Origin of the sequence: Ochrobactrum sp. P6BSIII, assembly GCF_014138065.1 — a bacterium.
Lineage (GTDB): Bacteria > Pseudomonadota > Alphaproteobacteria > Rhizobiales > Rhizobiaceae > Brucella.
This window is the reverse complement of sequence record NZ_JACGXB010000009.1, coordinates 135,128-158,259: the sequence shown is the minus strand read 5'-3', so window position 1 is coordinate 158,259 and position 23,132 is coordinate 135,128. Positions and strand designations below refer to the sequence as shown.

Sequence of the window (23,132 nt, the reverse complement as noted above, 5' to 3'; positions counted from 1 at the left end):
ATAAGGATCGAGTAAGCGCCCGCCACAATGGCGGGCGCCGGCATGGGCAATGATCGGATCAGGACTGATGGGTTAGTCCCTTGACGATGGTGTCGGAGGTGACGCGCAAGAGATCGATATAGGTTGGCACCGGGCCATCCGCGTCCGTCAGAGAATCCACATAGAGCACGCCGCCATAGCGAGCGCCGGTTTCGCGGGCCACCTGTTCAGCGGGAGCGGACGAAATCGTGCTTTCGGAGAAGACAACGGTGATGCCATTCTTGCGCACGGCATCAATCACCTTGCGCACCTGTTGCGGCGTGCCCTGCTGGTCGGCATTGATCGGCCAGAGATACAGTTCCTTCAGACCGAAATCGCGCGCGAGATAGGAAAATGCCCCTTCGCTCGAAACGAGCCAGCGCTTGTCTTCCGGAACGGTGGCAAGCTTCGCCTTGATCGGCTCTATCGCGGCCCGGATCTTCTGCTTGTAGGCTTCGGCATTCACCTTATAGGTGTCGGCATTTGCCGGATCATATTTGACGAAGGCATCACGGATATTATCGACATAGATCAGCGCAACAGTGGGCGACATCCAGGCATGGGGGTTCGGCTTGCCACTATAGGGGCCTTCGGTAATGCCGATCGGCGTGACACCGTCTGACACCACAACACTCGGCACGTCCTTCAGATTGTGAAAGAACTTTTCAAACCAGAGTTCGAGGTTAAGCCCGTTCCATAGGACAAGCTGCGCGCCCTGCGCCCGTTTTATGTCGCCCGGTGTCGGCTGGTAATTATGGATTTCCGCACCGGGCTTGGTGATCGATTCCACGACGGCGGCGTCGCCTGCAACATTTCGCGCAATATCGGCAATGACTGTGAAGGTTGTGACAGCCTTGAACTTTTCCTGTGCTGCGGAGGGCGCAACGGCCAATACTGCCGCCAGCGCCGCTCCCGCCATTCCGGTCAGGACCAATCGTCTCAGCTTGTTGAACATCTATTCCTCACTCTTGCTATTAGGAGTTATTTGCAACTGAAATATAGTATTCCGGCCTGCAAACGGGATCACTTGCACACCGGAAAGAATCCACTGGGCTCCCATATTCTGCAATTGCAAATTAATTGCAATAAGGAATTGCTAAAACGCGGAATTTTTGCCCGCAAAGCGGGTGCAGTCTTCAACAAGCCCCTAAAACCGCATGCCGCGACCGACCATTAGAGCATTTCCAGCAAAAGTGCGTAGCGCCTACGCAGGGAAATCAGTCCACTGGACTGATTTCTGATCCTGCTTCGATGCGCAGGATAATGCGTAAAAACAACTAGATAGGGTGGTTCCACGATTCCGTTTTAACCGGAACCACTCAAGGCCAGTTGCGGCATGATTGATGAGAGCCCATCCCAAAAAGTGTGAAACAGTTCTCGGGCTGCGCGTAAAGACTGAAGCCACAAGCGCCGCTCTGGCTTCAATCAGATTGGCGCTCTTGAAGCTGCGACGCCGCCTATTCCTTCACCGCCCCGGTCATTGACGACACATAGTAGTCAACGAAGAAGGAATAGAGGATCACCACCGGCAGCGAACCGAACAAGGCACCCGCCATCAGCGCGCCCCATTCGAAAATATCGCCGCGCACCAGCTCGGTCAACACGCCCACTGGAACAGTCTTGTTTTCCGAAGACTGAATAAATGTCAGCGCATAGATGAATTCGTTCCAGGAAAGAGTGAAGGCGAAGATGCCCGCCGAGATCAAACCCGGCACTGCCAGCGGAAGGATGATCTTGAGCAGAATCTGCCAGCGATTGGCGCCATCCACCAGCGCACTTTCTTCCAGCTCGAAGGGAATGGAGCGGAAATATCCCATCAGCAGCCATGTGCAGAACGGAATGAGGAAGGTGGGATAGGTGAAGATCAGCGCCAGACGCGAGTCATAGATGCCGAGCTTGAACACGATGAACGCCAGCGGAATGAACAGGATCGATGGCGGCACCAGATAGGCCAGAAAGATGAACAGGCCGACAGAGCGTGAGCCGGTGAACCGGATGCGTTCAATCGCATAAGCTCCCAAAACCGATGCAATCAGCGACAGGAATGTGGAAGCCGTCGCCACCAGCATCGTGTTCCACAGCCAGCCCGGATAAGAGGTCTCGAATAGCAGATATTTGATATGGTCGAGTGTTGGCCCCACCACCCAGAAGGGGCTGAAGTTCTCATAATCCGTCAGCTGCGAATTGGGTTTTACGGCAGTAATCGCCATCCAGTAAAACGGAAACAGCAGCACGAAGACGAACAGCGCTATGGGTATGTAAATCGTCACCACCCGCCGCGGCAGGCGATTGAGATAGGACATGCCTTGGCTATCGTCCTTCAAAGCGGCTTCATTGGAAGGTGCCTTGGACTTCATGGTCATCTCCATTGTCAGTCGCTCCCGCCCTGCTGCCATTTGCGACGTTGCAAGCCGAAGAAAGAAAACATGATGGCGGCAAGCAGGAACGGGATCATCGCGACGGCAATCGCTGCGCCCTCACCCAATTGGCCGCCGGGAATGGCGCGCTGGAAGGACAGGGTCGCCATCAGATGGGTTGCATTGACGGGACCGCCCTTGGTCAGAACGTAGATCAGCTGGAAATCCGTGAAGGTGAACAGCACGGAGAAGGTCATCACAACGGCGATGATCGGCGTCAGCATCGGCAATGTTACATGCCGGAAACGCTGCCAGCTTGAGGCGCCATCCAGCGAAGCCGCTTCCTGCAACGAGGCCGGAATAGTCTGCAAACCGGCGAGAAGCGAGATTGCCACGAAGGGAATGCCGCGCCAGACATTGGCCGCAATCACAGAAAGCCGCGCATTGGTCGGATCGCCAAGGAAGTTGATGGGCTGCTCGATGAGACCCATTTTGATCAGCGACCATGAAATGATCGAGAACTGGGAATCGTATATCCACCAGAATGCCAGCGCTGAAAGCACCGTCGGCACCACCCATGGCAGCAGCACGATGGCGCGGAAGAAGGATTTGCACGGCAGGTTTTCGTTCAGCAGCAGCGCAAGCCAGAGGCCGAGACCGAATTTCAGCACCGACGCGACGGTTGTGTAGAGCACCGTATTGAACACCGACAACCAGAAGACGCTGTCATCCCACAGGAATTCGTAATTTTCCAAGCCGATGAAAATGCCATCGCGGCCAATCTTCGTGTCGGTAAAGCCGAGCCAGACGCCAAGACCGAGCGGATAGGTCAGAAAGCAGACCAGAAAGACCGCTGCGGGCAGCATGAACAGAAAGCCCAGCATGTTGTGATTGTTTGCCAGGCGAGACATGAAAGGCCGTTTTATCGCACCGGGGTCTCCGGATAGTCCGCCACCGGTAGAATTGGTCATCGTCATGGATACACATCTCCAGAACCACAAAAGAAACGAGGCGCGGGGCATACCCTCGCGCCTCAGCTCTAGCGACTAGACGCGATAATAGCGGTTTGCGCGTTTCTCAGCGCTCGCGACAGCTTCTTCCGGTGTGGAAGCGCCTGTGACAGCGGCGGCAAACATGTCGACCAGAACATAGTCGGCCATGACGGCTGCCGAAGCATAGCCGAGCGGACCGGCATAACCGTTCGGACGCAGCGTTTCCGAAGCGCGGGCATAAGGCGCGTGGATCGGATTTGCCTTCCAGACCGGATTATCCGCAAACGCCTTGAGCGGCTGGCAGCAATAGGCGCTGGAGCCTTCGAGCCAGGCATTCATCTGGTCGGCTTCCATCATGAACTTGATGTAAGCCTTGGCTGCTTCCGGATATTTCGTATGCTTGAACAACAGAAGCGAACTGGTCTGATGCAGCTCGACGCTCTTGCCGACCGGACCGACGGGGAAGTTCGTGCTGCGCATGTCAGCAGCAAATTCCGCCAGTTTCGGGTCGTTTTTCGCAGCGTAATAGATGGAAACGCCATTGGCCGTCAGCGACACCTGCCCCGCAAGGAAAGCGCGGTTGTTATTGATGTCGAGCCAGCTTTCCGTACCCGGAATGAAGGTCTTGTAAAGCTCCTTGGCATAATTGATGGCGGCAATCGTTTCCGGCGAATTGATCGTCACCTTGCCGCTTTCATCCACCATCTGTGCACCATGGCTCCAGAGCAGCCAATGCGCATAGTTGTTGCCGTCACCGACAGCCTTGCCATGCGGGAAACCGGCAGGCGTTCCCTTGGCCTTCATGGCCTTGCACAGCTCAAGGAACCCTTTCGTGTCCTGCGGGAACTCGTTGAAACCAGCCGCTTTCATGTGGCTGTCACGATAGACAATCGCATTGCCGATGGCCGTCAGTGGCATGGCGATGAACTTGCCGTCACGGGTCGCGTAACCCTTGAGGCCGTCATAGAAGCCGCCATATTTCCCGTCGAGATAAGTGCCAAGCTCGGTCAGATCGACCAGCTTGTCGGGATATTGATGGGCATCGTCGAACCAGCACATCACGATATCGGGGCCGGAACCCACATTGGCGGCAACCGCAGCCTTCGGACGAATATCTTCCCAGCTTTCCTTGTCGATACGGACTTCGACGCCGGTGGCTTCAGTGAACTTCTTGGTGTTGGCGAGCCAGCTGTCCTCGTCGCCCTTCACGAAAGGCGTCCAGCGCAACACGCGCAGACTGGCACCAGCTTCCGGCTTATATTCCGGTTCGGCTGCGAAAGACGGACGAATGCCAATGCCCGAAAGACCAGCCGCACCAACAAGACTTGCCGTTCCCGTCAGGAATGTTCTTCTTCTGATAGTCATTATGCTCCTCCTCCAAAAATGGGACTTTGCTACGCCGCATTCGCTGTCCCTACAGGCGAAAACGGGTATCTGGTGAAATGCGATTTCCCAGAAAAGACACGGCCTCCGGCTCTCCCCTCCTTCAGCGTGTCTTGTGTAAATTCATGCAATAAGACGCATGCCACTCTCTTCGTCGAAGAGGTGAACATTGCCTGGATCGATCGAAATATTGATCGCCTCTCCGGGGCGCACATCGACGCGCTCGCGGAAAACACAGGTGACTTCGGTACCGCCGAAATTCACCACCATCTGCGTTTCGTAGCCGGTTGGTTCTATCACCACCACGGGCGCAGCCAGCCCGGCACCGTCAAGCCGGATATATTCCGGACGCAGGCCGTAAACGAGGTCTCGTCCCGCCGCCTGCGGATAGCTGCGCGACAATGGCAGCCTTGTGCCATCGGTAGCCACGAACACCTGCGGATTTTGTGGATCGAGCTTGCCCTTGATCATGTTCATGGCCGGGGAACCGATAAAGCCAGCCACAAACAGATTGTTGGGATTATCATAGAGTTCCAGCGGCGAACCGACCTGCTCTACAATGCCGTCATGCATGACGACGATCTTGTCGGCCATGGTCATGGCCTCAATCTGATCATGTGTCACGTAGACAGTCGTCGTTTTCAAGCGGTGATGCAGTTCCTTGATCTCGGCACGCATCGCCACGCGCAGCTTGGCGTCGAGGTTCGACAAAGGCTCATCGAACAGGAAGACCTGCGGATCGCGAACGATGGCGCGGCCCATGGCCACACGCTGGCGCTGACCACCGGAAAGCTGACGTGGATAACGGTCGAGCAGCTTGGTCAGGCCCAGAATGCCCGCGGCATAATTCACGCGCTTGTCGATTTCCGCCTGTGGGGCTGAATTCAGCATCAGCGAAAACGCCATGTTCTTGGCGACCGTCATATGCGGGTAAAGCGCATAGTTCTGGAACACCATGGCGATATCGCGTTCCTTGGGCGGCAGATTGTTCACCGGCCGTCCACCAATGCGGATTTCGCCGCCGGAGATATTCTCCAGCCCGGCCAGCATGCGCAGCAAGGTCGATTTTCCGCACCCCGAAGGGCCGACGAGAATGACGAACTCGCCGTCTTCAATATCGATATTGACGCCTTTGATGACGGGGAAATTGCCGAAAGACTTTTTCACTTCGGCGAACTGAACAGTGGCCATGCATCTCCTCCCAGACTGCATTCTGTTTTTTCAGAAGATGTGAATGACGGCTCCTCACTTCCGTCATGCCCATCTTCCCTGGTACGCATCTTGTCCGAAAACCGTTTCACACACTCGGGATGCGTACGCGCGAATATTCTCCTTACTTCGGTATTTGCTGCGCCGAATTCCTCTTCCGGCGCCTGTTGTTCTTGTCTCGCTGACTATTTAGCCCCGGCCCACAAAAGGCATCTTGGTTGCCATGACGGTCATGGTCAGCACATTGGCGTCCAGCGGCAGGCTTGCCATATAGACGACCGCATTGGCGACATGCGCTGGATCAATGGTTGGCTCCGCCGCCATGGTTCCATTGGCCTGAATGACACCTGTCGAAATCTTCTGCGTCATATCGCTGGCGGCATTGCCAATATCGATCTGGCCGCAGGCGATATCGAAGTTGCGACCGTCGAGCGCGGTCGATTTGGTCAGGCCCGCAATGGCGTGTTTCGTCGCGGTATAAGGCGCTGAATTGGGGCGCGGTGTGGTCGCAGAAATGGACCCATTATTGATGATACGGCCCCCACGCGGATTTTGCGCTTTCATCACCCGGAAAGCCTGCTGGGTGCACAGAAATGCGCCCGTCAGATTGGCACCGACAATCGCGCTCCAGTCTTCGAATGTGACGTCTTCAATCGGCACACCCGGAACGAGAACGCCCGCATTGTTGACCAGAAGATCGAGCCGCCCGAACTTTTCAACAATCGCATCGAAAAGTTTGCGCACGGCGACCGGATCGCCCACATCGGCTGCGATTGGGTGGAAGCTCCCGCCGGTTTGTGATGCAAGATCGGACGCCGCCTTTTCCAGCACATCGATGCGACGACCAGAAATCACGACATGATAACCTTGTGCTCCGAGGGCCTTGGCGATAGCGCGCCCTACACCTGTACCGCCGCCGGTGACAAGCGCAATGGCCCCACTCTTCGCACCTGTTGCCTCACTCATCGCAGCATTCCTCCGTGTTGCGGCTCCGGCCTCAGAGCGCGTTCAATCTGAATTTTCTGTTGAAGCAAGATCCTGTCGATCCTCGCAACCCGGAGGGCGGATATGCTTCGGCCTGCATGCATTATCGAATTTCAATATTAGGTCGATGCTGCGCAGCCGATACTCGGCGCGCTTACTGCGTATGCCGTCAATTCCCTGCCGGTACCGTTCTATCCTTAACTGGTAAGGTGAACGGACCACTTGTCCATTGATGGCCGGTCAAACGCCGTGAGTCAATCTCGTTTTGCCGCAATTGGGAAACATTCGAGCACATCCCGAAAAGTGTGAAACGGTTTTCGGAAAAGATGTGCGTGAAAACAGATAGCTAGAGCGCCGATCTGATTCAGTCAGATCGAAATGCGCTCTAGCTAAATTGATTGCGCGGCCCGCTGCTATCATCACAAAGTCCTCAATCCAGACAGCCATGACAGCCCGGCGTCAGTCGTGGTTTTCGGGCGATATTCGGCACCAAGCGGCTTTTCATAGCCGAGTGTATCGAGCAATCGAACGATATGCCGGTAATCCAGTTCCCCGTGGTCGGGTTCTGCACGGTCAGGTACAGCGGCAATCTGGACATGGCCGATATGCGGTTGCAACGCTTCCAACCGCTTACTGATATCGCCTTCCATGATCTGAAGGTGGTAGCAATCGAACATCAGCTTCAGGTTGCTTGCTGCCACTTGGCTAATGATTGCAATGGCTTGTCCCGATGTCTTCAGAAAATATCCCGGTGCATCGCGGTGGTTCAGCGGTTCGATCAGAATTGTTATGCCATGAGCGGCGGCACGCTCGCAGGCATAGGTGAGATTGGCGACGAATGTGCGATGCGCCGCCTCACCTTCCGTCTTTCCCGCCATGACATGGATATTAAGCGCTCCTATGGCGACCGCATAATCGACTGCCTGACGAATCGCTGCCTGCGCCTCGTCTTCCCGTCCCGGAATCGCCGCCAGACCATTATCACCGGCCTCGACATTACCGCGACTTGTGTTGAGGCCGAGCATCGTCAGCCCGGTTTCACGCAACGCTGCCGCAACCGCGCCCGCATCAAAATTATAGGGCCAGTGGCATTCCACGGCATCAAACCCGGCGGCTTTTGCCGCGCGGATGGCATCAGGCAGCGGCAGTTCCTGCCAGAGAAAGCCGAGATTGGCTGAAAAACTGGCCATATCAATCCCACTCCACATCAAATTTGTCGACGATCTGGCGAATTTGCGCCTCCGTCAGCATGTTCGGTTTCAAGCCGCGTGTGAGCATGGCGAGCTTCGCCGTTTCCTCAAGTTCTTCAACGGCATAGACAGCCGCTTCCAGATCCTTGGCGGCAACAACCGGCCCGTGATTTGCTAGCATTACGGCGCTGCGCTTGCCGGCCAGACCGCGGATCGCATCGCCCATGGCAGGATCGCCGGGGATGAAATAAGGCAGCAATTTCACCTTACCGAGTTTCATGATCGAATAGGCCGTCAGCGGCGGCAGCATATTGTCCGGGTCCACATCCGGCAGCATGGACAGCGCGACGGAATGGCAGGAATGCAGATGCACAACCGCGCCCGTCTTGGCTGCCCGCGTTTCATAGAAAGCGGCATGCAGCGGCATTTCCTTGGTTGGCTTGTCGCCACCGACGAAGTTGCCCTGCTGATCGAAAAGCGACAGCCTTGACGGATCGAGATTGCCAAAAGAACTACCTGTGGGGGTGACGAGCAGCCGTCCGTCCGACAGGCGCGCCGAAATATTGCCCGACGAACCGCCTGTCAGCCCTCGGTCGAACATGGACTTCGCCATCAGGCATATGGTTTCGCGGAGTTTCGCTTCTTCGCTCATGCGGCCTCCAGCTTGCGCAGCGCCGTTTCAAAGAAGGTCTCGGAACCGAAATTGCCGGATTTGAGCGCAAGCGCGACCGCATCGCCTTCCACCGAGGCGAAAGTCCATGGAACGCCGGGCGCGATCTCCTGCCCCACCATCACGCGGGAAACCCCGAGCGACTGTGCGACTGCACCGGATGTTTCACCACCCGCCACCACAAAACGGCGAATACCGAGGCTAAAAGCCTCGCGCGCCAGTGCGGCAAGAGCCTCTTCGACAATCCGGCCTGCGCGCTCCACACCGAGCTTTTCCTGCGCGGCACGGACCGATGCCGGTTCCGCACCGGCATAGATGAGCTTTGGCTCATCCACCGGACGCTGCCGGAGCCAGGCGACGGCCTCACCTGCGCCATGCTCTGCCAGTTCCAGCGGATCGAGACGATAGCTCGCCGCCTTGTCCGCATAATGTGCAACCTGTTTCAGCGTCATCGCCGAACAGCTGCCGGAAAGCACGATCTGGCCCTCGCCAACAACAGGGGCCTGCGCCTCGTGTCTGCTTTGCTGCAATTGTCCTGCTTTAGCGAGAAGGCCAGGCAACGGCATGGCAAGCGCGCTACCGCCGGTGAGCAAGGGCAGATCCAGCGTCGCCTCGGCAATGGTTCCCAGATCTTCATCGGCAACTGCATCGACGATGACATGCGCCACGCCCTGCCCGGCGAGTTCGGCAAGCCGCGCCTTCAAGGCATCGGCACCACGCGCCACAACGAGGCGATTGGCCAGCCCGACCTTGCCTTTGACCTGCGGCTGCAACAAGCGCACCAGACTGGAATCCCGCATCGGCGTCAGCGGATGATCCTTCATCGGGCTTTCATCCAGCGGCTGCTCGCCGACGAAAAGATGCCCCATGAAAATGCTGCGACCATTTTCGGGAAAAGCTGGGCAATAGATCGTCTGCGACGCGCCGATGTCAGCCATCAGCGCTTCCGCCACCGGCCCGATATTGCCTTCAGCGGTGCTGTCGAAAGTTGAACAATATTTCCAGCAGAACCGCTGCGCACCGGCGGCTTTCAGCCATGCATAGGCTGCACGAACCTGACTGACGGCCTCATCAACCGGGATGGTCCGGCATTTCAGCGCGATGATCTCGAAAGGGGCGGTCGTTGTCGCGTCCGAGGCTTGATCTTCGTCTGGCAATCCGAAGCGCAGGGAAACCGGATAACCGCTGCGGGCCAGCAGCCCGGCGAGGTCCGTGGCTCCGGTGAAGTCATCGGCAATGGCGCCCAATACGATAGCCATGGTTATTTCTCCGCGTCCGGCATGCCCGGCAGGACAATGCCGCTACGGGCGGCCAGAATCTTGGCCACGGCGGCATCATCTTCGAGGCCGAAACCGGCTTCGGATGCCTGACTGAACAGCGTCAGCGCGGCTTCACTCAACGGCGTGGAGCCGCCTGCATCGGATGCTTCGCCCGTGACAATGCCCATATCCTTGACGAAAATATTGACCGCAGAGCGCGGCGTATAATCGCCATCGACGATGTGCGGCCCGCGATTTTCAAACATCCAGGACGAACCGGCGGAAACGCGGATGACATCGAACACAGTTTGCAGATCGAGGCCAACCTTGGCAGCGAGCGTCAGCGCTTCAGCAGCAGCAGCAATGTGAACACCTGCCAGTAACTGATTGATCATCTTGACTTTTGATCCAAGGCCCGGCTCTTCGCCAAGCCGGAACACTTTGGCCGCAACAGCATCAAGAGCGGTCGAGGCTTTGGCGAAAGCCGCGTCCGCGCCTGACCCCATAACTGTCATTTCGCCGGTCAGCGCCTTTTGATAGCCGCCGGAAACCGGCGCATCGATGACGGCCATGCCCGCGGCTTCAAGCTTGGCTGCGATCTCGACCGTGACACTGGGCGCCATCGTTACGCACAGGAGGAACACGGTGCCGGGTGCCGCAGTCTGCACCGCGCCTTTCGGGCCAAACAGCACTTCCTTCGCCTGATCGGAATTGACCACGAAGACAAAGACGATATCGCTTTTGCCTGCATCGGCAGGCGATGAAAAAGCTTCGCCACCTTCCGCCGTAAACCGCTTCAGCACTTCGTCGCGGATATCCACGCCCTTGACCTGAAAACCTGCGCGCAACAGGGACAGGGCAGCGCCCCACCCCATCGAGCCAAGACCGATCACCGTTGCCGTATTGCCCGGCGCCATGCGAAACCTCCCGTTATTTTCTACGTTACCGCTCGTCCATATCGAGGCCGTTCAGGCTCTAGTGGATTGAATTTGACGTTTGAATCCCGGCTGAAATAGATGCTGTTTCAAACGTCAAATTCGAAAAATCCACTAGATACATATACTTCCTAGTGGTCTTTATGATTCCAACATTTGCTCAGCGCTTGGAACCCACGGATGCAAATGTTGGAATCAGACCACTAGGACAGCTCATCCTCGATATGGATGCGGATGATTTCATCGAAGCACTTGTCGCCGACGAAACCGAGCGCGGTGGCGCGGCTTGCATCGAAATCCTGTGCCCATCCGGACACGATGCTTTCGATCAACGGATCGGACTGGCGACGGATGAGCGCAACTGCCTTGTCGCCAGCGACACGGCGCAGGGCTTCAATCTGCTCGCCAACGGTGGCAGACAAACCCGGCATGTTCAGAACGCAGCGATGACCGACTTTGGCCAGATCGATGGTCGCAGCGTGCAGCAGGAAGCCAACGGCGCGGCGCGGGCTTACATGCCAATGCCGCACCGATTCATCGACCGGCAGGATCGCTTCCTGCCCGACCAGAGGTTCGCGAAGAATATTCGAGAAGAAGCCTGATGCCGCCTTGTTTGGCTTGCCGGGACGAATACAGACCGTCGGCAGACGAATGCCGATGCCATCCAGAAGGCCTTTGCGGGCATAATCCGCGAGTAGCAGCTCGCCGATTGCTTTCTGCGCGCCATAGCTGGTGCGGGGCGTCAGGAAAAACTCGTCGTCGATCTTTTCCGGGAATGGCGAACCGAACACGGCAATGGACGATGTGAAGACAACGCGCGGCTTGTAGGGCGTTTTTTCGCCTTCCTTGCGGATCGCTTCGAGCAGATAGCGCGTACCGTCGAGATTGATCGCATAGCCCTTGTCGAAATCGAGTTCCGCCTCGCCGGAAACGATGGCGGCGAGATGAAAGATAAGGTCCGGTCGCTTGGCAATCAGTGCGCGCGTGACAGAGGGATCGGAAATATCCCCTGCGCTCGCATGGACTGTGCCTGTAAAGCCTTCTGGCGGAGTTGGAGCAATAACATCCACCAGCGTCAGTTGCTCGACGGGCTTTCCGTCAATACTGCCGTCTCGAGCGATTGCTTCGGAAAGCTTGCGGCCAACCATCCCTGCCGCGCCGATAATCAAAACATGCATTCAATTCTGCCTTTCCCATTCATGGATGCTGCCAGCATCCAACGCCCTCAGCCGCGCTTGTCGCGCACCTTGGCAAGCAAGTTCTTTGTTGAAACGTAAATCCGCTCTTCATGCGCGGCGAAGGCCGCCATGGCCGCGTTCCGGTCGCGCTTTTCCAGCGCCTGCAAGATCGCCTGATGGTCGGAAAAACTGCCATCAATCGCGCCCGGCTGCGCAACGGCGCGCCGGCGATGCTCCAGCATATAGGTGTATAGATCGGTGACGATGTCGGCGAGCAACGGATTTCCGCATTCGCGATAAATGGTGACATGAAACTCGCGGTCGCAGATGAGAAAGCGCACGGGGTCGTTCAGACAGTCGATCTGCGCCTTGAGCGAGCTGCGCAATATATCCAGCGCTTCGTCTGAAATACGCTCGGCGGCATCGCCGACAATCTGCTGCTCGACCAGAAGCCGCGCCGCATGCACGGCATGAACATCATAAAGATCGACATTGAGCCGCGATGTTATGCCAACCGCCATGCCGGAAAGATCCGCTTTGGCAACGCGCGTGCGCGATCCGTGCGAGACTTCCAGCACGCCACGCGCAGCAAGCGTTTGGATAGCGCTGCGTACCGTCTGACGGCTGACCGAAAGCGCTGCGGACAGTTCCCGCTCGCCCGGCAGCTCATCGCCAACCGCCAGCAAACCGGACGCAATAAGGGCAGCAATCTTGTCGGCGATCACATCCTTGATGGTGCGCCGCTCCAGATTTCGCCCCAGACCCGTATTTTTATCGAGCAGAAGATTATGTGCGACGATCAACGGAGTTCCTACTGACCCACTGGTCTTTCCACTAGTCCAGTTGGAATTTATCGATATCGCGGTTGCTGTCAAGAGCCAGCAAGGCTCCTCGCCGCGATCAATTCTGATCGCGGCGTCTTCATACCATCTTTCGGGGGATGTTGCTTAGACTGCGTCCAGAATCTGCTTCTGCAAATCAATCGCACGAGCATCGGCGAGTTCACGTCGCGGACGTTCCAGATCGATGTCGATATCAAGCGCAATGGACCCTTCGCGCAGCACGATCACACGGTCTGCGAGAGCAACGGCTTCCGACACATCGTGGGTGATCAGCACAGTGGTAAAGCCGCGCTCAGTCCAGATACGCTCCAGAAGACGGTGCATCTCGATACGTGTCAGCGCATCAAGTGCGCCAAAGGGTTCGTCCAGCAGCAGAATTTTCGGATCGCTGACCAGCGCCCTTGCCAGCGCAACGCGTTGCCGCTGGCCACCAGACAGAACGGAGGGCCAGTCATTGCCGCGCCCTTCCAGCCCGACATCGGACAAAACCGAAAGTGCGGCCTCACGCCAGTTCTCACCGCGTGCTATGCCCACATTGTCGGTCACACGCTGCCACGGCACGAGCCGCGCTTCCTGAAAAAGCAGACGCACTGACGGGCTGATCCCGGTCAGCGCTTCTCCGCCAACGGCTACGCGCCCGCCATCGGGCAGATCGAGCCCCGAAATCAGGCGCAGAAGCGTGGACTTGCCACCACCGGAACGCCCGACAACGGCCAGAAACTGCCCAGATGGCACCTCCAGATTGAAGTGCCGTAACACTTTGAGGCTACCGAATGTACGATCGACATGAGAAAGCGAAATGGGCGACCCGCCCTTCGCATCCGCGCCACGAGCTACCGTTTCCACATCATATGTGTCCTGAACCGCAGCCATCAGCTTTTGCCTTTTTCCGACTGATAGGCCGGATGCCAGACGAGCACTCGCTTTTCGATGAGACGGGTTGCTGTGTCGGCTACCTTGCCAAGCAGTGCGTAGATGATGATGCCCAGAAGCACCACATCGGTCATTAGAAACTCGCGCGCATTCATGGTCATATAGCCGATGCCGCTGGTGGCGGAGATGGTCTCGGCAACGATCAGCGTCAACCACATGAAGCCCAGAGCATAGCGCAGACCGACGAGGATCGACGGCAGCGCGCCAGGCAAAATAATACGCTGGATCAGAGCTTTGCGATCCAATCCGTAGACATGCACCATCTCGATCAATTGCGGATCGATGGTTCGCACGCCGTAGAACGTGTTGATATAGATCGGGAAGAAAACACCGATGGAAACCAGAAATATCTTGGCGGTTTCGTCGATGCCGAACCACAGGATGACAAGCGGAACAAGCGCCAGATGCGGTATGTTGCGCAACATCTGCAAGGTGCTGTCGAGTAGGGTTTCGGCGGGCTTCCACAGACCGTTGACGATACCGGCGACAAAGCCCAGCCCGCCGCCAATAACGAGACCGATCAGGGCGCGCTGCGTTGAAATATAGGTATGATAGATCAGCGTGCCATCCAGCAGCGATTTCCAGAACGCCGCCGCCACTGTGCTGGGTGCAGGCATCAATCGCGCCGTGATCAAGCCCGTGCGCGCAGCAATTTCCCAGGCGATCAAAAGAACGATCGGCAGCGCCCATGGTGCAAGCGCTTTGCCAAGCGTTTTAAGACGCGGGACATCAGCTGTCCTGCTCTTTCCGGCAAAGCCAGAAATTGTTGAATCCGCCATCAGGCCGCTCCCTTGCGCGTCACCTCGGCAATGGAAATTTCCTTCGGAATGAGGCCGAGTTTGAAGAAAGTGTCTGCAATTGCCTGTTGCTGGGCGATGACCGATGCGTCAAGCGGCTTGACGCCGTAGGACTGACGCTCGACGGCGCGGACAAGAACATTCTCCGGAATGCCGACCGAAGACGCAAGCTCGGCTGCGACCGTCGCTGTGTTGTTCTTGATCCAGTCATCGATTTCGGCAATCGCATCGATAACGATATCGACGGCTTCCGGGTTCGCATCCACGAAAGGCTGCGCACCGAGATAGAACTGGTGATTGGGAACGAGGCCTTCGCCATTGCGCAATTCGCGCGCTTCAATGGCAATTTCCGCAGCCGCCTGAAACGGATCCCAAATGACCCATGCATCGACCGCACCGCGCTCGAAAGCAGCGCGTGCATCAGCTGGCGGCAGGAAGGTGGTTTTGATATCGGTATAGGCAAGCCCGGCATCTTCCAGCGCCTTGACCAGAAGATAGTGAACATTCGAGCCTTTATTCAGCGCGACATTCTTGCCCTTCAACTCCGCGACCGTCTTGATGGGGCTGTCTTTCGGCACCAGAATTGCCTCGCCGGTCGGCGCCGGAGGTTCATGCGCGATATAGACAAGCGGTGCACCCGCTGCCTGCGCGAAGATTGGCGGCGTTTCGCCAGTGGTGCCAAAATCAACGGCACCAACATTCAGCGCTTCCAGAAGCTGCGGCCCCGCCGGAAATTCGGTCCAGCGCACGTCAAAGCCGATCTTCTTCAGCTTCTCTTCAAGAATGCCACGCGCCTTCAGCAGAACAAGCGTGCCATATTTCTGGTAGCCGATACGTAGCACTTTTTCCTGCGCAAAAGCAGGCACGCTGCCCACCAATGGTAATGCGGCTGCACCGGCGAGAAGACCTGCAAATTTACGTCTGGAAATGCGCATCAATACTGCTCCTGAACACACCGATTGCCTCTTTTCCTTATGTTAAAGGCAATTGAGCGCAGCCACAGGAACGAACGTCTAACCTCATACGGTCTGGAGAAAATTCTTTACTTCCGCCGTGTCGCTCTGGCGCAAGGAAGTTCATAAGAGCAATCAGGCAGATATTTTTTCCAAGTTTTGCAACGCAGACCGGTGTGGAAAAAATGGCCTATCCAATGACAAAAGGTCGGACCATCAATCACGATGTTCCGACCTCTCGGTTATCCTTTGCGCTTTACCCAGAAAACCAGGCTCAGCGTGCTCCGCGCACGAAGCTTTCGCCCAGCGCCTGCGGCAGGCTTGCCTTGCGGCCTGCGATCAGCAGCACCAGCATGACCATGGCGAATGGCAACATCTGGATCACGTCTGTTGGCACATTAACACCGGCAACCTGCAAGGCCGTTGCCAGCGACAGGCTGACACCGAACAGCAATGCGCCGCCCAATACCCATAGCGGCCTGCCGCGCGCCAGCATGGCAAGCACAATGGCAATGAAACCATTGCCATGGCTCATGAACGGAATGAATACGCCCGCAACTGCGACCGACATGAAGGCACCGCCAAGACCGGCCAATGCACCCGTTATCAACACGGCAATGCTTCGCGTGCGGACAACATCCACACCGGTTGCATCAAGTGCCGCCGGCTTATCGCCCGCCGCCTGCAGGGCTGTGCCGAGATGCGTCATCCGGTAGATCCAGGCGAAAACCGCGACCAGAATGACCGCCACATAGACCACCGGATTATGGTTGAACAGGATTGGCCCCAGCACAGGGATTTCGGACAAAGGCCAGACCGGCCATTTCGGAGCACCGTCCAGACGTGGATATGTTTGCGAAAACTGCACGAAATGCAGGAGTGCGGTCAGACCTTGCACAGCGAGCGTCAGGGCAATGCCGATGACGATCTGATTAAGGCCGAGTCGCACGCAGAACAGCACCATGAAGGATGCGATAAACGCGCCCGCAGCGATGCCGCCGACAAAGCCCAGCCCCATGCTGCCGGTAGTCCATGCCACCAGAAAACCGGCATAGGCACCGGCCAGCATCATGCCTTCGAGACCGATATTCAGCACGCCTGCCTTTTCCGACAATTGCTCGCCAAGCCCGGCCAGCAAAAGTGGCGTACCCGCAGCGATTGCGCCGAGGAACAGCGTGATGATGAAACTTTCCGTAAAAAGCGCCATGTTTTCTCCTCCTCAGACCTTCGCCCGGTAACGGCGGTTTTTGTCAAAATATTCCGCCAGCGCCAGCGTGATCAGCAACAGCGCCACGATGACAAGCGAGAAGAAGCTTGGCACACCGAGCCGACGTGCCGCGCTTTCCCCACCGATTGTCAGAGCAGAAAACAGGAAGACATAGGCGATGGAGCCAAAGCCGTTGAGCCGCGCGAGAAAAACCAGCGGCACCACCGTCAGGCTATAGGCCGGGTTCCAGTCCGCGCGGACATTGCCTTGCGTACCCAGAATATCCACGGCGCCTGATAACCCGGCTAGGCCTGCCGAAATGGCAAAGACGGCGATGGTCAGCTTCGGAACCGACAGACCGGCATGAACGGCGGCGCGTGGATTGGCGCCGACCAGCCGCAATTTCATACCAAACGAGGTTTTCGTCATCATCAGATGCATGGCGATGATAACGACGAGGCCGATGATCAGGCCCGACGAAATGGTCGTATCAAACAGTTTCGGCAAGCGCGCATCCACCGGAAGCGTGCGCGTTTGCGGGGTCGTGGTCGCCGGATCGAGAAAGGCGAGCTTCACCAGCACATTGGCCAGCGAAACGCCAAGGAAGCTCATCATCAAAGTAGTGATGATTTCATTGATGCCATGCCATGCCTTCAGCATGGCAGGCAACAGGCCCCAGACTGCACCAACCGCCAGACCGATCACCAGACCGACAGCAAGGTTGAGCCAGATTGGCAATCCGGCCGTGTGCAAAAGCGGTGTGGTAGCCGCGACGATCACCGCAGCCAACAGAAACTGCCCATCGCCGCCGAGATTCCAGATGCCAGCGCGGAAGGCCACGATCAGGCTTGCCGCGATCAGCAGAAACGGTCCCATGCGGGTCAGCGTTGCCGAAAGGCCGGAAGGCGACAAAATCCCGCGCTCGACCACATAAGCATAGTAACTCAGCGGATTGACGCCCATGGCGAGCAGGATCAGCCCGCCCAGTACAAGGGCCGCGACCAGCGGTCCAACGCTGACGGCAAGGATTCTGCCCCACGCGGAAAAAGGCGGACGTGTCATCTGTCCAGCCATCCCAGCCGTGCCGGCTTGCTGATCGCTCATTCTTCTTCTCCGGTACTCATCAGACGGCCGATGGCATCGCGCGCGCCTGCTCCATTTTGGACCGTGCCGAGCACTCTGCCCTGGTCGATCACGGCTATTCTGTCGGCAAGCTCCAGAAGCTCGTCCAGATCGGTGGAAATCAGCAACACCGCCTTGCCAGCATCTGCGGCATCGCGAATACGCTGACGGGTGGCCCGAATGTTTTTCACGTCGAGCCCATAGGTCGGCTTTGCAAAAATCACCGCTTCGGCTGCGCCCGTCAGTTCGCGTGCCAGCAGAACCTTCTGGATATTGCCGCCCGACAAAGTGCCAACCGGCGTCTGGACATCCGGCGTGCGGATATCGAAATTGCGGACATGTTCAGCAGCCTGAGCGCGGATCTGTTGCGGTTTTTCCAGCCCCTTGCGCCAGAACGGCGCAGCGCCGATGTCCTTCAACAGGAAGTTGGTGGCGACCGCGAAAGCGCCCACCGTTCCCTCGCCCAGACGATCATCCGTCACGTAGCGCAAGCCTGCAGTTCGGCGCTCACCCACCGAAAGCGCGCCGATTTCAGTCCCGTGCAAGCGAACGCTTCCAACGGATGGAGCCTGACCCGCAAGCGCTTCTGCCAACTCCTTCTGGCCATTGCCGTCGATACCGGCAATTCCCAGAACTTCCCGTGCACGGATTGTCAGCGAAACATCGCGAACCGGAATACGCCCCGCGCTGGAATTCAGCTTTTCGACCGTCAGCACTGTGGCACCCAGATCGCGACTGACACGTGGCGCGGTTTCACCTTCGCCCGTGGCGGCATTACCGAACATGAGCTGGATGATATTGGCTGTGTTTTCTGCATCGGTATGGGATTTCAGCTCTTCCGGCGCGATAGCGCCAGCGTTCTTGCCGAGGCGCAGCACGGAAATCCGGTCGCCATAGGCAAGCGCCTCGTTGAGCTTGTGGGTGATGAATATGACCGCGAGCCCTTCCGCCACGAGCCGCCGCATCAGCTGCCCCAGCGACACGGCCTCGTTTGGCGTCAGCATGGCTGTCGCCTCGTCAAGGATCAGGCATCGGCTGCCGCGCATCAAGGCACGCAGAATTTCCACCTGCTGGCGTTCGCCAAGTGACAGGCTGGAGACCAGCGCGAAAGGATCGACCCGCAATCCCACGCGGCTTGCCGTTTCATTGATCCGCTTCGCAACGCCGCCGCGATCCGGTTTCCGCCACCAAGCGCCACCAAGCGTAAAATTGTCGACGACCGTCAAACTCGGCACCAGCATGGAATGCTGGAACACTGTGCCGATCCCCAACGACAAGGCATGGCGGGGCGATGTGATGTTGACCTGTGCACCATCCACCTCGATCCAGCCATCGTCGGGCTGCTGCAACCCTGACAGCATGCCCACAAGTGTGGATTTGCCTGCGCCGTTTTCGCCAAGGAGAACATGAACCTCCCCCGGCCAGATATCTGTGCTGACATTATTATTGGCGACGACACCCGGAAAGCGCTTGGTTATGCCGCGCAGAGCGACAAAGGGCATGCCCGAAGAACTGACCGGAGAATTTATTGCGTGTGATGAAAGAGGGACTACTTTTTCTGTTGTCGCCTGCATCAAACTGTCCTTCATGGAAGTCCGTCTCGTCGCGACCGGATGGATCGCGACAATGCCCGGAAGCAACGAGACGGGTATTCGAGCGTCGTGCGTCCTTTCGGACGCACAAAATTCGCTCTCACTGCTTTATCCATGCATCCTGCTTTTCAGAAATCGAACCCGATTTCTGTGCCGATGCCTGAGCAAGCCGGTTACTTGGAAGCGACCGTTTTCACCAACGCATGCACGCTGTCGGCATCGAACTTCGGCTCAACCTTGATCTCGCCGGAGACAACCTTGGCCTGAAGATCTTCGATCTCCTTCCACACATTGTCCGGGATGTTCTTGGTCTTCAGCAGACGCAGGCTGCCGTCATCCAGTTTGATATTATAGTTATGGCTGCCGTATTTGCCGTCTTTCAGGTCCTGAATCATCGCCGCATAAACGGGTTTCAGATCCCAGATAACAGAAGACAGAAGGAAGCCCTTGTCGATCGGGCTCTTGTCGCCGATAACGTCGATGAAATAGGCCTTGCCGCCATCCGTGGCAGGCGTGGTCTCGACGGCCTGCAACATGCCGAAGCTGGAACCGTTGCCCTGTCCGAAGATAACGTCCGCGCCGGAAGCGATAACCGTTTCCGTCACGCGCTTGCCGCCTGCGGCGTCCGCATAGGCAGCTGGTCCAATGACGGCGTAGCGAACTTCAACCGCCGGGTTTTCAGCCTTCACGCCCTGCGCAAAAGCAACCGACATGTTGTTCCACGATGGCGGCTCACCCGAAACGACGATACCGACGACCTTGGTGCGGCTGACCTTGGCGGCGAGACGACCGGCGAGATAAGCACCATCGCTACCGGCAGCGGTATAATCCGCCACCTTGCCCGCGGAAAGCTTGTCCGGGCTGTCGACAATCGCGACGGGAACCTTCATTTCCTCACCGATTTCCGGCGCGGCGGTGTTGTAGCCGGAAGCATGCGCGATCAGCAGACCGGCGCCATCTTCGGCAAGCTCGCGCAGCGTCGGGCGCACGTCGCCATAGCCGAGATTTTCCGCAACCACGACCTTCACACCGGCAGCTTCGCCAGCGGCCTTGGCAGCGGCTACGCCCTGCTGGTTCCAGCCCATGTCGGTTCCCATTTCCGGGGCCAGAATAGCAATTGATTTGATATCTTCCGCCAATGCAGTACTGGCCATCCAGCCGCTTACTGCAAGAGCAAGCACAGCTTTACTTACTGTACTGATTCCCATTTTCTTCATTTTGTCGTTCCCTATTGTAGAATTTTGTTGACTATTTCTTACTCTCCGGTTGAATCTTAAGTACAAACGGGAGCAAAGTTTGAAAATGCGAATTCACCTTACCTTTCTTGCTACAGCACTTCTTGGACTAAACACCGCGCAGGCCGCCATCAGCGGCCAGTCGCTCGACATTACGGTCGAGAACAGTGGAAAGACTTCACTGGCATGTTCGGCTGCTTTCGCGCACTGGTTCTCCGCCGATCTTGGCGAAGTTGCACCCGGCGCAAGCCGTTCATTCAGCTTTGGTGTCGATGTGAAGACAGGCAATGTCTTCCAGTTGAACTCGGTCGGCGACAAGATGGCCGTGCAGCGCATCTGGTGCGGGCACAAGGGCGATGACTGGGCAACACGCGCCGAAATTCCGATGGAGCGCCGCGCAGGCGTGACGCCGGAACCGGTGCATCTGCGCTGCGAGGCAGGCGTCAAGGCAACCCGATGCGCCGCCCCATAGCGGCGCTCGACCAAGCCCTGGATTGGGCGAATTGCCAATCTGTTACAGCCTCGCATCTGACCCCTCCATTTGGAACGAAGCGGGTCCGAAACGCAGATCACCGAAAGATCTCTGCTGCGCATGAACCTCACCCCGATTGACAGTGCGAGAATACGATAGCATGATCATACCGTAATACAATATTGAAAATCGACTAGCGGTGAATTTGCAGAAAATCCTTGCATCCATTTGGATATAAAGGAAAATTTTAAAATAGGCCGCAGATCAGCATTCATAAGAGAGAGAAAATGCGCACAGCAATTGTTACCGGAGCGAGCCGCGGATTGGGAAAAGCCTTCGCTATCGGACTGGCAAAAGACGGGTTCGCGCTTGGTCTTTGCGCCCGTGATGCGGCGGCTCTGGAAGAGACTGCGGAGGCTGCACGCGCCGCTGGTGCGCCGGAGGTCGTGGTCATTGCCGCCGATCTTTCACAGCCAGGTGCAGCAGAAAAAGTTGTCGCCGATACGCTCGCCGTCACCGGACGGATCGATGCGCTGATCAACAATGCAGGCGCGACCAAGCGCGGCGACTTTCTGTCGCTGAGCGACGATGATTTTCTGGAAGGCTTTGCGCTCAAGTTTCACGCCACAGTGCGGTTTTGCCGGGCCGCATGGCCAGCCCTTGTCGAGAGCAAAGGCAGCATTGTGAATATATCGGGCGTCGGCGCGCATACACCCGAGCCCGACTTCACGATTGGCGGCTCGGTCAATTCAGCCCTGATCAATTTTACAAAGGCGATTTCAAAGCGCGCCCAAGGCACCGGCATGCGGATCAATACGCTCTGCCCCGGCCATATCGTGACCGACCGGCTGCTGCGTCGTATCGAAGTGCTGGCGAAGGAACGGAGTATTTCTCTGGATGCAGCACGCGATGCGCTGCGTGAAGCGCAAGGCATCCAGCGCTATGGAGAAGCCGATGAAGTTGCCGACGTTGTGCGCTTTCTTTGCAGCCCTGCGGCTGCCTATGTGCATGGCACGGTCATCAATGTCGACGGTGGTGCGACGCCGGGAATATGACCCCGGCGCCGAACTTCCTGTTTAAGAAGCGCTGGCCTCTTCGGCCAGCCGCTCGCGCAGAATAGCGATTGCGACTTTGCCTGCGTTCATGACGTGATAAGCCGCTGCCTTGCGGGCTTCCTTGCCGCGTCTGGCTGCCAGATGGCCAACGACCTCTTCCAGCTCGGTGAGGCTTTCGCGCGTTCTACCCGGCGCGCCGAGCGACGTTGCGCGGAGAACCATGACGCGGGCGTTCAGTGACGACAGTGTGTGGCCCAGCGCCTCATTATGCGCACCGTAGATCAGGCAGTCATAGAAGGAGTTTTTGGCCGTCAGCCGCTCCAAAGGATCCGTGATCTTGTCGCTGTTCTTCAGCACTTCGAATGCTGCCTTCAGAGCTGCAATGTCGTCATCAGTCGCATTTTGGGCGAACAGTTCGCAGGCAAGACCTTCCAGTTCGATACGCACCTGATAGATGCCCTCGGCCTGTTCGGGCTTCAGCCGCGCGACGATCGGGCCGCGATGCGGCACCACTTCCACGAGACCTTCACTCTCCAGCTGACGTAGCGCTTCGCGCACAGCCGTGCGGCTCACGCCAGTCATTTCGCACAGATCACGTTCCGTGATGCGCTGTCCAGCGGTGAAATACCCGATCGCGATAGAGTTGCGGATACTTTCCGTAACGCTATGACGGACCGGTGCTGCAGCCTTTATCACTTTGAAATCAATAGGTGGGTTTTTTCCGTTCATCAATATCGCCATAAGTTTGC

The 23,132-nt window shown here is 57.4% G+C and carries 22 protein-coding genes; 2 read left to right on the top strand and 20 right to left on the bottom strand.

The window, feature by feature from the left end; genetic code table 11:
* Positions 1–58: 58 nt before the first annotated feature.
* From FHW00_RS14455 to FHW00_RS14365, 19 genes are all read right to left on the bottom strand, one after another.
* Complete coding sequence (locus FHW00_RS14455; RefSeq protein ID WP_445557942.1) at positions 59–937, bottom strand: metal ABC transporter substrate-binding protein; 879 nt, start codon at positions 935–937, stop codon at positions 59–61.
* A gap of 538 nt (positions 938–1,475) precedes the next feature.
* Complete coding sequence (locus FHW00_RS14450; protein ID WP_078339247.1) at positions 1,476–2,375, bottom strand: carbohydrate ABC transporter permease; 900 nt, start codon at positions 2,373–2,375, stop codon at positions 1,476–1,478.
* Positions 2,376–2,389: 14 nt separating this feature from the next.
* Positions 2,390–3,352: a carbohydrate ABC transporter permease gene (locus tag FHW00_RS14445; RefSeq protein WP_440630933.1), complete on the bottom strand. Its 963-nt coding sequence runs from the start codon at positions 3,350–3,352 to the stop codon at positions 2,390–2,392.
* 69 nt (positions 3,353–3,421) lie between these two features.
* Positions 3,422–4,732 (bottom strand): ABC transporter substrate-binding protein, encoded by a 1,311-nt coding sequence (locus tag FHW00_RS14440; RefSeq protein ID WP_078339125.1) that lies wholly within the window; start codon positions 4,730–4,732, stop codon positions 3,422–3,424.
* A 141-nt stretch (positions 4,733–4,873) separates the two neighbouring features.
* Positions 4,874–5,941, bottom strand: a complete 1,068-nt coding sequence (locus FHW00_RS14435; protein ID WP_078339126.1) for an ABC transporter ATP-binding protein — start codon at positions 5,939–5,941, stop codon at positions 4,874–4,876.
* A 207-nt stretch (positions 5,942–6,148) separates the two neighbouring features.
* Positions 6,149–6,925, bottom strand: coding sequence for an SDR family oxidoreductase (locus FHW00_RS14430; protein WP_078339127.1), 777 nt, complete (start codon positions 6,923–6,925; stop codon positions 6,149–6,151).
* A gap of 437 nt (positions 6,926–7,362) precedes the next feature.
* Entirely contained in the window at positions 7,363–8,133 is a 771-nt protein-coding gene (locus FHW00_RS14425) for a hydroxypyruvate isomerase family protein (RefSeq protein WP_078339128.1), read from the bottom strand.
* Position 8,134: 1 nt separating this feature from the next.
* Positions 8,135–8,785: a 3-oxo-tetronate 4-phosphate decarboxylase gene (otnC, locus tag FHW00_RS14420; RefSeq protein WP_078339130.1), complete on the bottom strand. Its 651-nt coding sequence runs from the start codon at positions 8,783–8,785 to the stop codon at positions 8,135–8,137.
* A complete protein-coding gene (gene otnK, locus FHW00_RS14415; RefSeq protein WP_078339131.1) occupies positions 8,782–10,062 on the bottom strand; it encodes a 3-oxo-tetronate kinase in 1,281 nt (426 codons plus the stop codon). The genes otnC and otnK overlap by 4 nt, the downstream gene beginning before the upstream one ends.
* 2 nt (positions 10,063–10,064) lie before the next feature.
* Entirely contained in the window at positions 10,065–10,979 is a 915-nt protein-coding gene (gene ltnD / locus FHW00_RS14410; RefSeq protein WP_078339132.1) for an L-threonate dehydrogenase, read from the bottom strand.
* 221 nt (positions 10,980–11,200) lie between these two features.
* Positions 11,201–12,175 (bottom strand): D-erythronate dehydrogenase, encoded by a 975-nt coding sequence (denD, locus tag FHW00_RS14405; RefSeq protein WP_078339133.1) that lies wholly within the window; start codon positions 12,173–12,175, stop codon positions 11,201–11,203.
* Positions 12,176–12,222: 47 nt separating this feature from the next.
* Positions 12,223–12,978 (bottom strand): FadR/GntR family transcriptional regulator, encoded by a 756-nt coding sequence (locus FHW00_RS14400; protein WP_113533857.1) that lies wholly within the window; start codon positions 12,976–12,978, stop codon positions 12,223–12,225.
* Between the two features lie 144 nt (positions 12,979–13,122).
* Entirely contained in the window at positions 13,123–13,890 is a 768-nt protein-coding gene (locus FHW00_RS14395; protein ID WP_078339135.1) for an ATP-binding cassette domain-containing protein, read from the bottom strand.
* Complete coding sequence (locus tag FHW00_RS14390; RefSeq protein ID WP_078339136.1) at positions 13,890–14,729, bottom strand: ABC transporter permease subunit; 840 nt, start codon at positions 14,727–14,729, stop codon at positions 13,890–13,892. Before FHW00_RS14390 ends, FHW00_RS14395 begins: the two co-directional genes overlap by 1 nt.
* On the bottom strand, positions 14,729–15,682 hold the full coding sequence (locus FHW00_RS14385; RefSeq protein ID WP_078339137.1) for a sulfonate ABC transporter substrate-binding protein: 954 nt from the start codon (positions 15,680–15,682) through the stop codon (positions 14,729–14,731). Before FHW00_RS14385 ends, FHW00_RS14390 begins: the two co-directional genes overlap by 1 nt.
* Positions 15,683–15,974: 292 nt before the next feature.
* Positions 15,975–16,907 (bottom strand): putative B6 ABC transporter permease subunit 1, encoded by a 933-nt coding sequence (locus tag FHW00_RS14380; protein WP_078339138.1) that lies wholly within the window; start codon positions 16,905–16,907, stop codon positions 15,975–15,977.
* Between the two features lie 12 nt (positions 16,908–16,919).
* Positions 16,920–18,011: a putative B6 ABC transporter permease subunit 2 gene (locus tag FHW00_RS14375; RefSeq protein WP_078339139.1), complete on the bottom strand. Its 1,092-nt coding sequence runs from the start codon at positions 18,009–18,011 to the stop codon at positions 16,920–16,922.
* Positions 18,008–19,603, bottom strand: coding sequence for a putative B6 ABC transporter ATP-binding protein (locus FHW00_RS14370; RefSeq protein WP_445557940.1), 1,596 nt, complete (start codon positions 19,601–19,603; stop codon positions 18,008–18,010). Before FHW00_RS14370 ends, FHW00_RS14375 begins: the two co-directional genes overlap by 4 nt.
* 191 nt (positions 19,604–19,794) lie before the next feature.
* Positions 19,795–20,838, bottom strand: a complete 1,044-nt coding sequence (locus FHW00_RS14365) for a putative B6 ABC transporter substrate-binding protein (protein ID WP_078339141.1) — start codon at positions 20,836–20,838, stop codon at positions 19,795–19,797.
* Between the two features lie 85 nt (positions 20,839–20,923).
* Here FHW00_RS14365 and FHW00_RS14360 point away from each other — a divergent pair, with 85 nt between their 5' ends.
* Complete coding sequence (locus FHW00_RS14360) at positions 20,924–21,328, top strand: hypothetical protein (protein WP_078339143.1); 405 nt, start codon at positions 20,924–20,926, stop codon at positions 21,326–21,328.
* Positions 21,329–21,615: 287 nt separating this feature from the next.
* The gene (locus tag FHW00_RS14355) at positions 21,616–22,383 is read left to right on the top strand and encodes an SDR family oxidoreductase (protein WP_078339144.1); all 768 of its coding nucleotides are present in this window, start codon (positions 21,616–21,618) and stop codon (positions 22,381–22,383) included.
* A gap of 21 nt (positions 22,384–22,404) precedes the next feature.
* Here the strand turns inward: FHW00_RS14355 and FHW00_RS14350 are convergent, their stop codons facing one another.
* The gene (locus FHW00_RS14350) at positions 22,405–23,112 is read right to left on the bottom strand and encodes a GntR family transcriptional regulator (RefSeq protein WP_210276546.1); all 708 of its coding nucleotides are present in this window, start codon (positions 23,110–23,112) and stop codon (positions 22,405–22,407) included.
* Positions 23,113–23,132 lie beyond the last annotated feature (20 nt).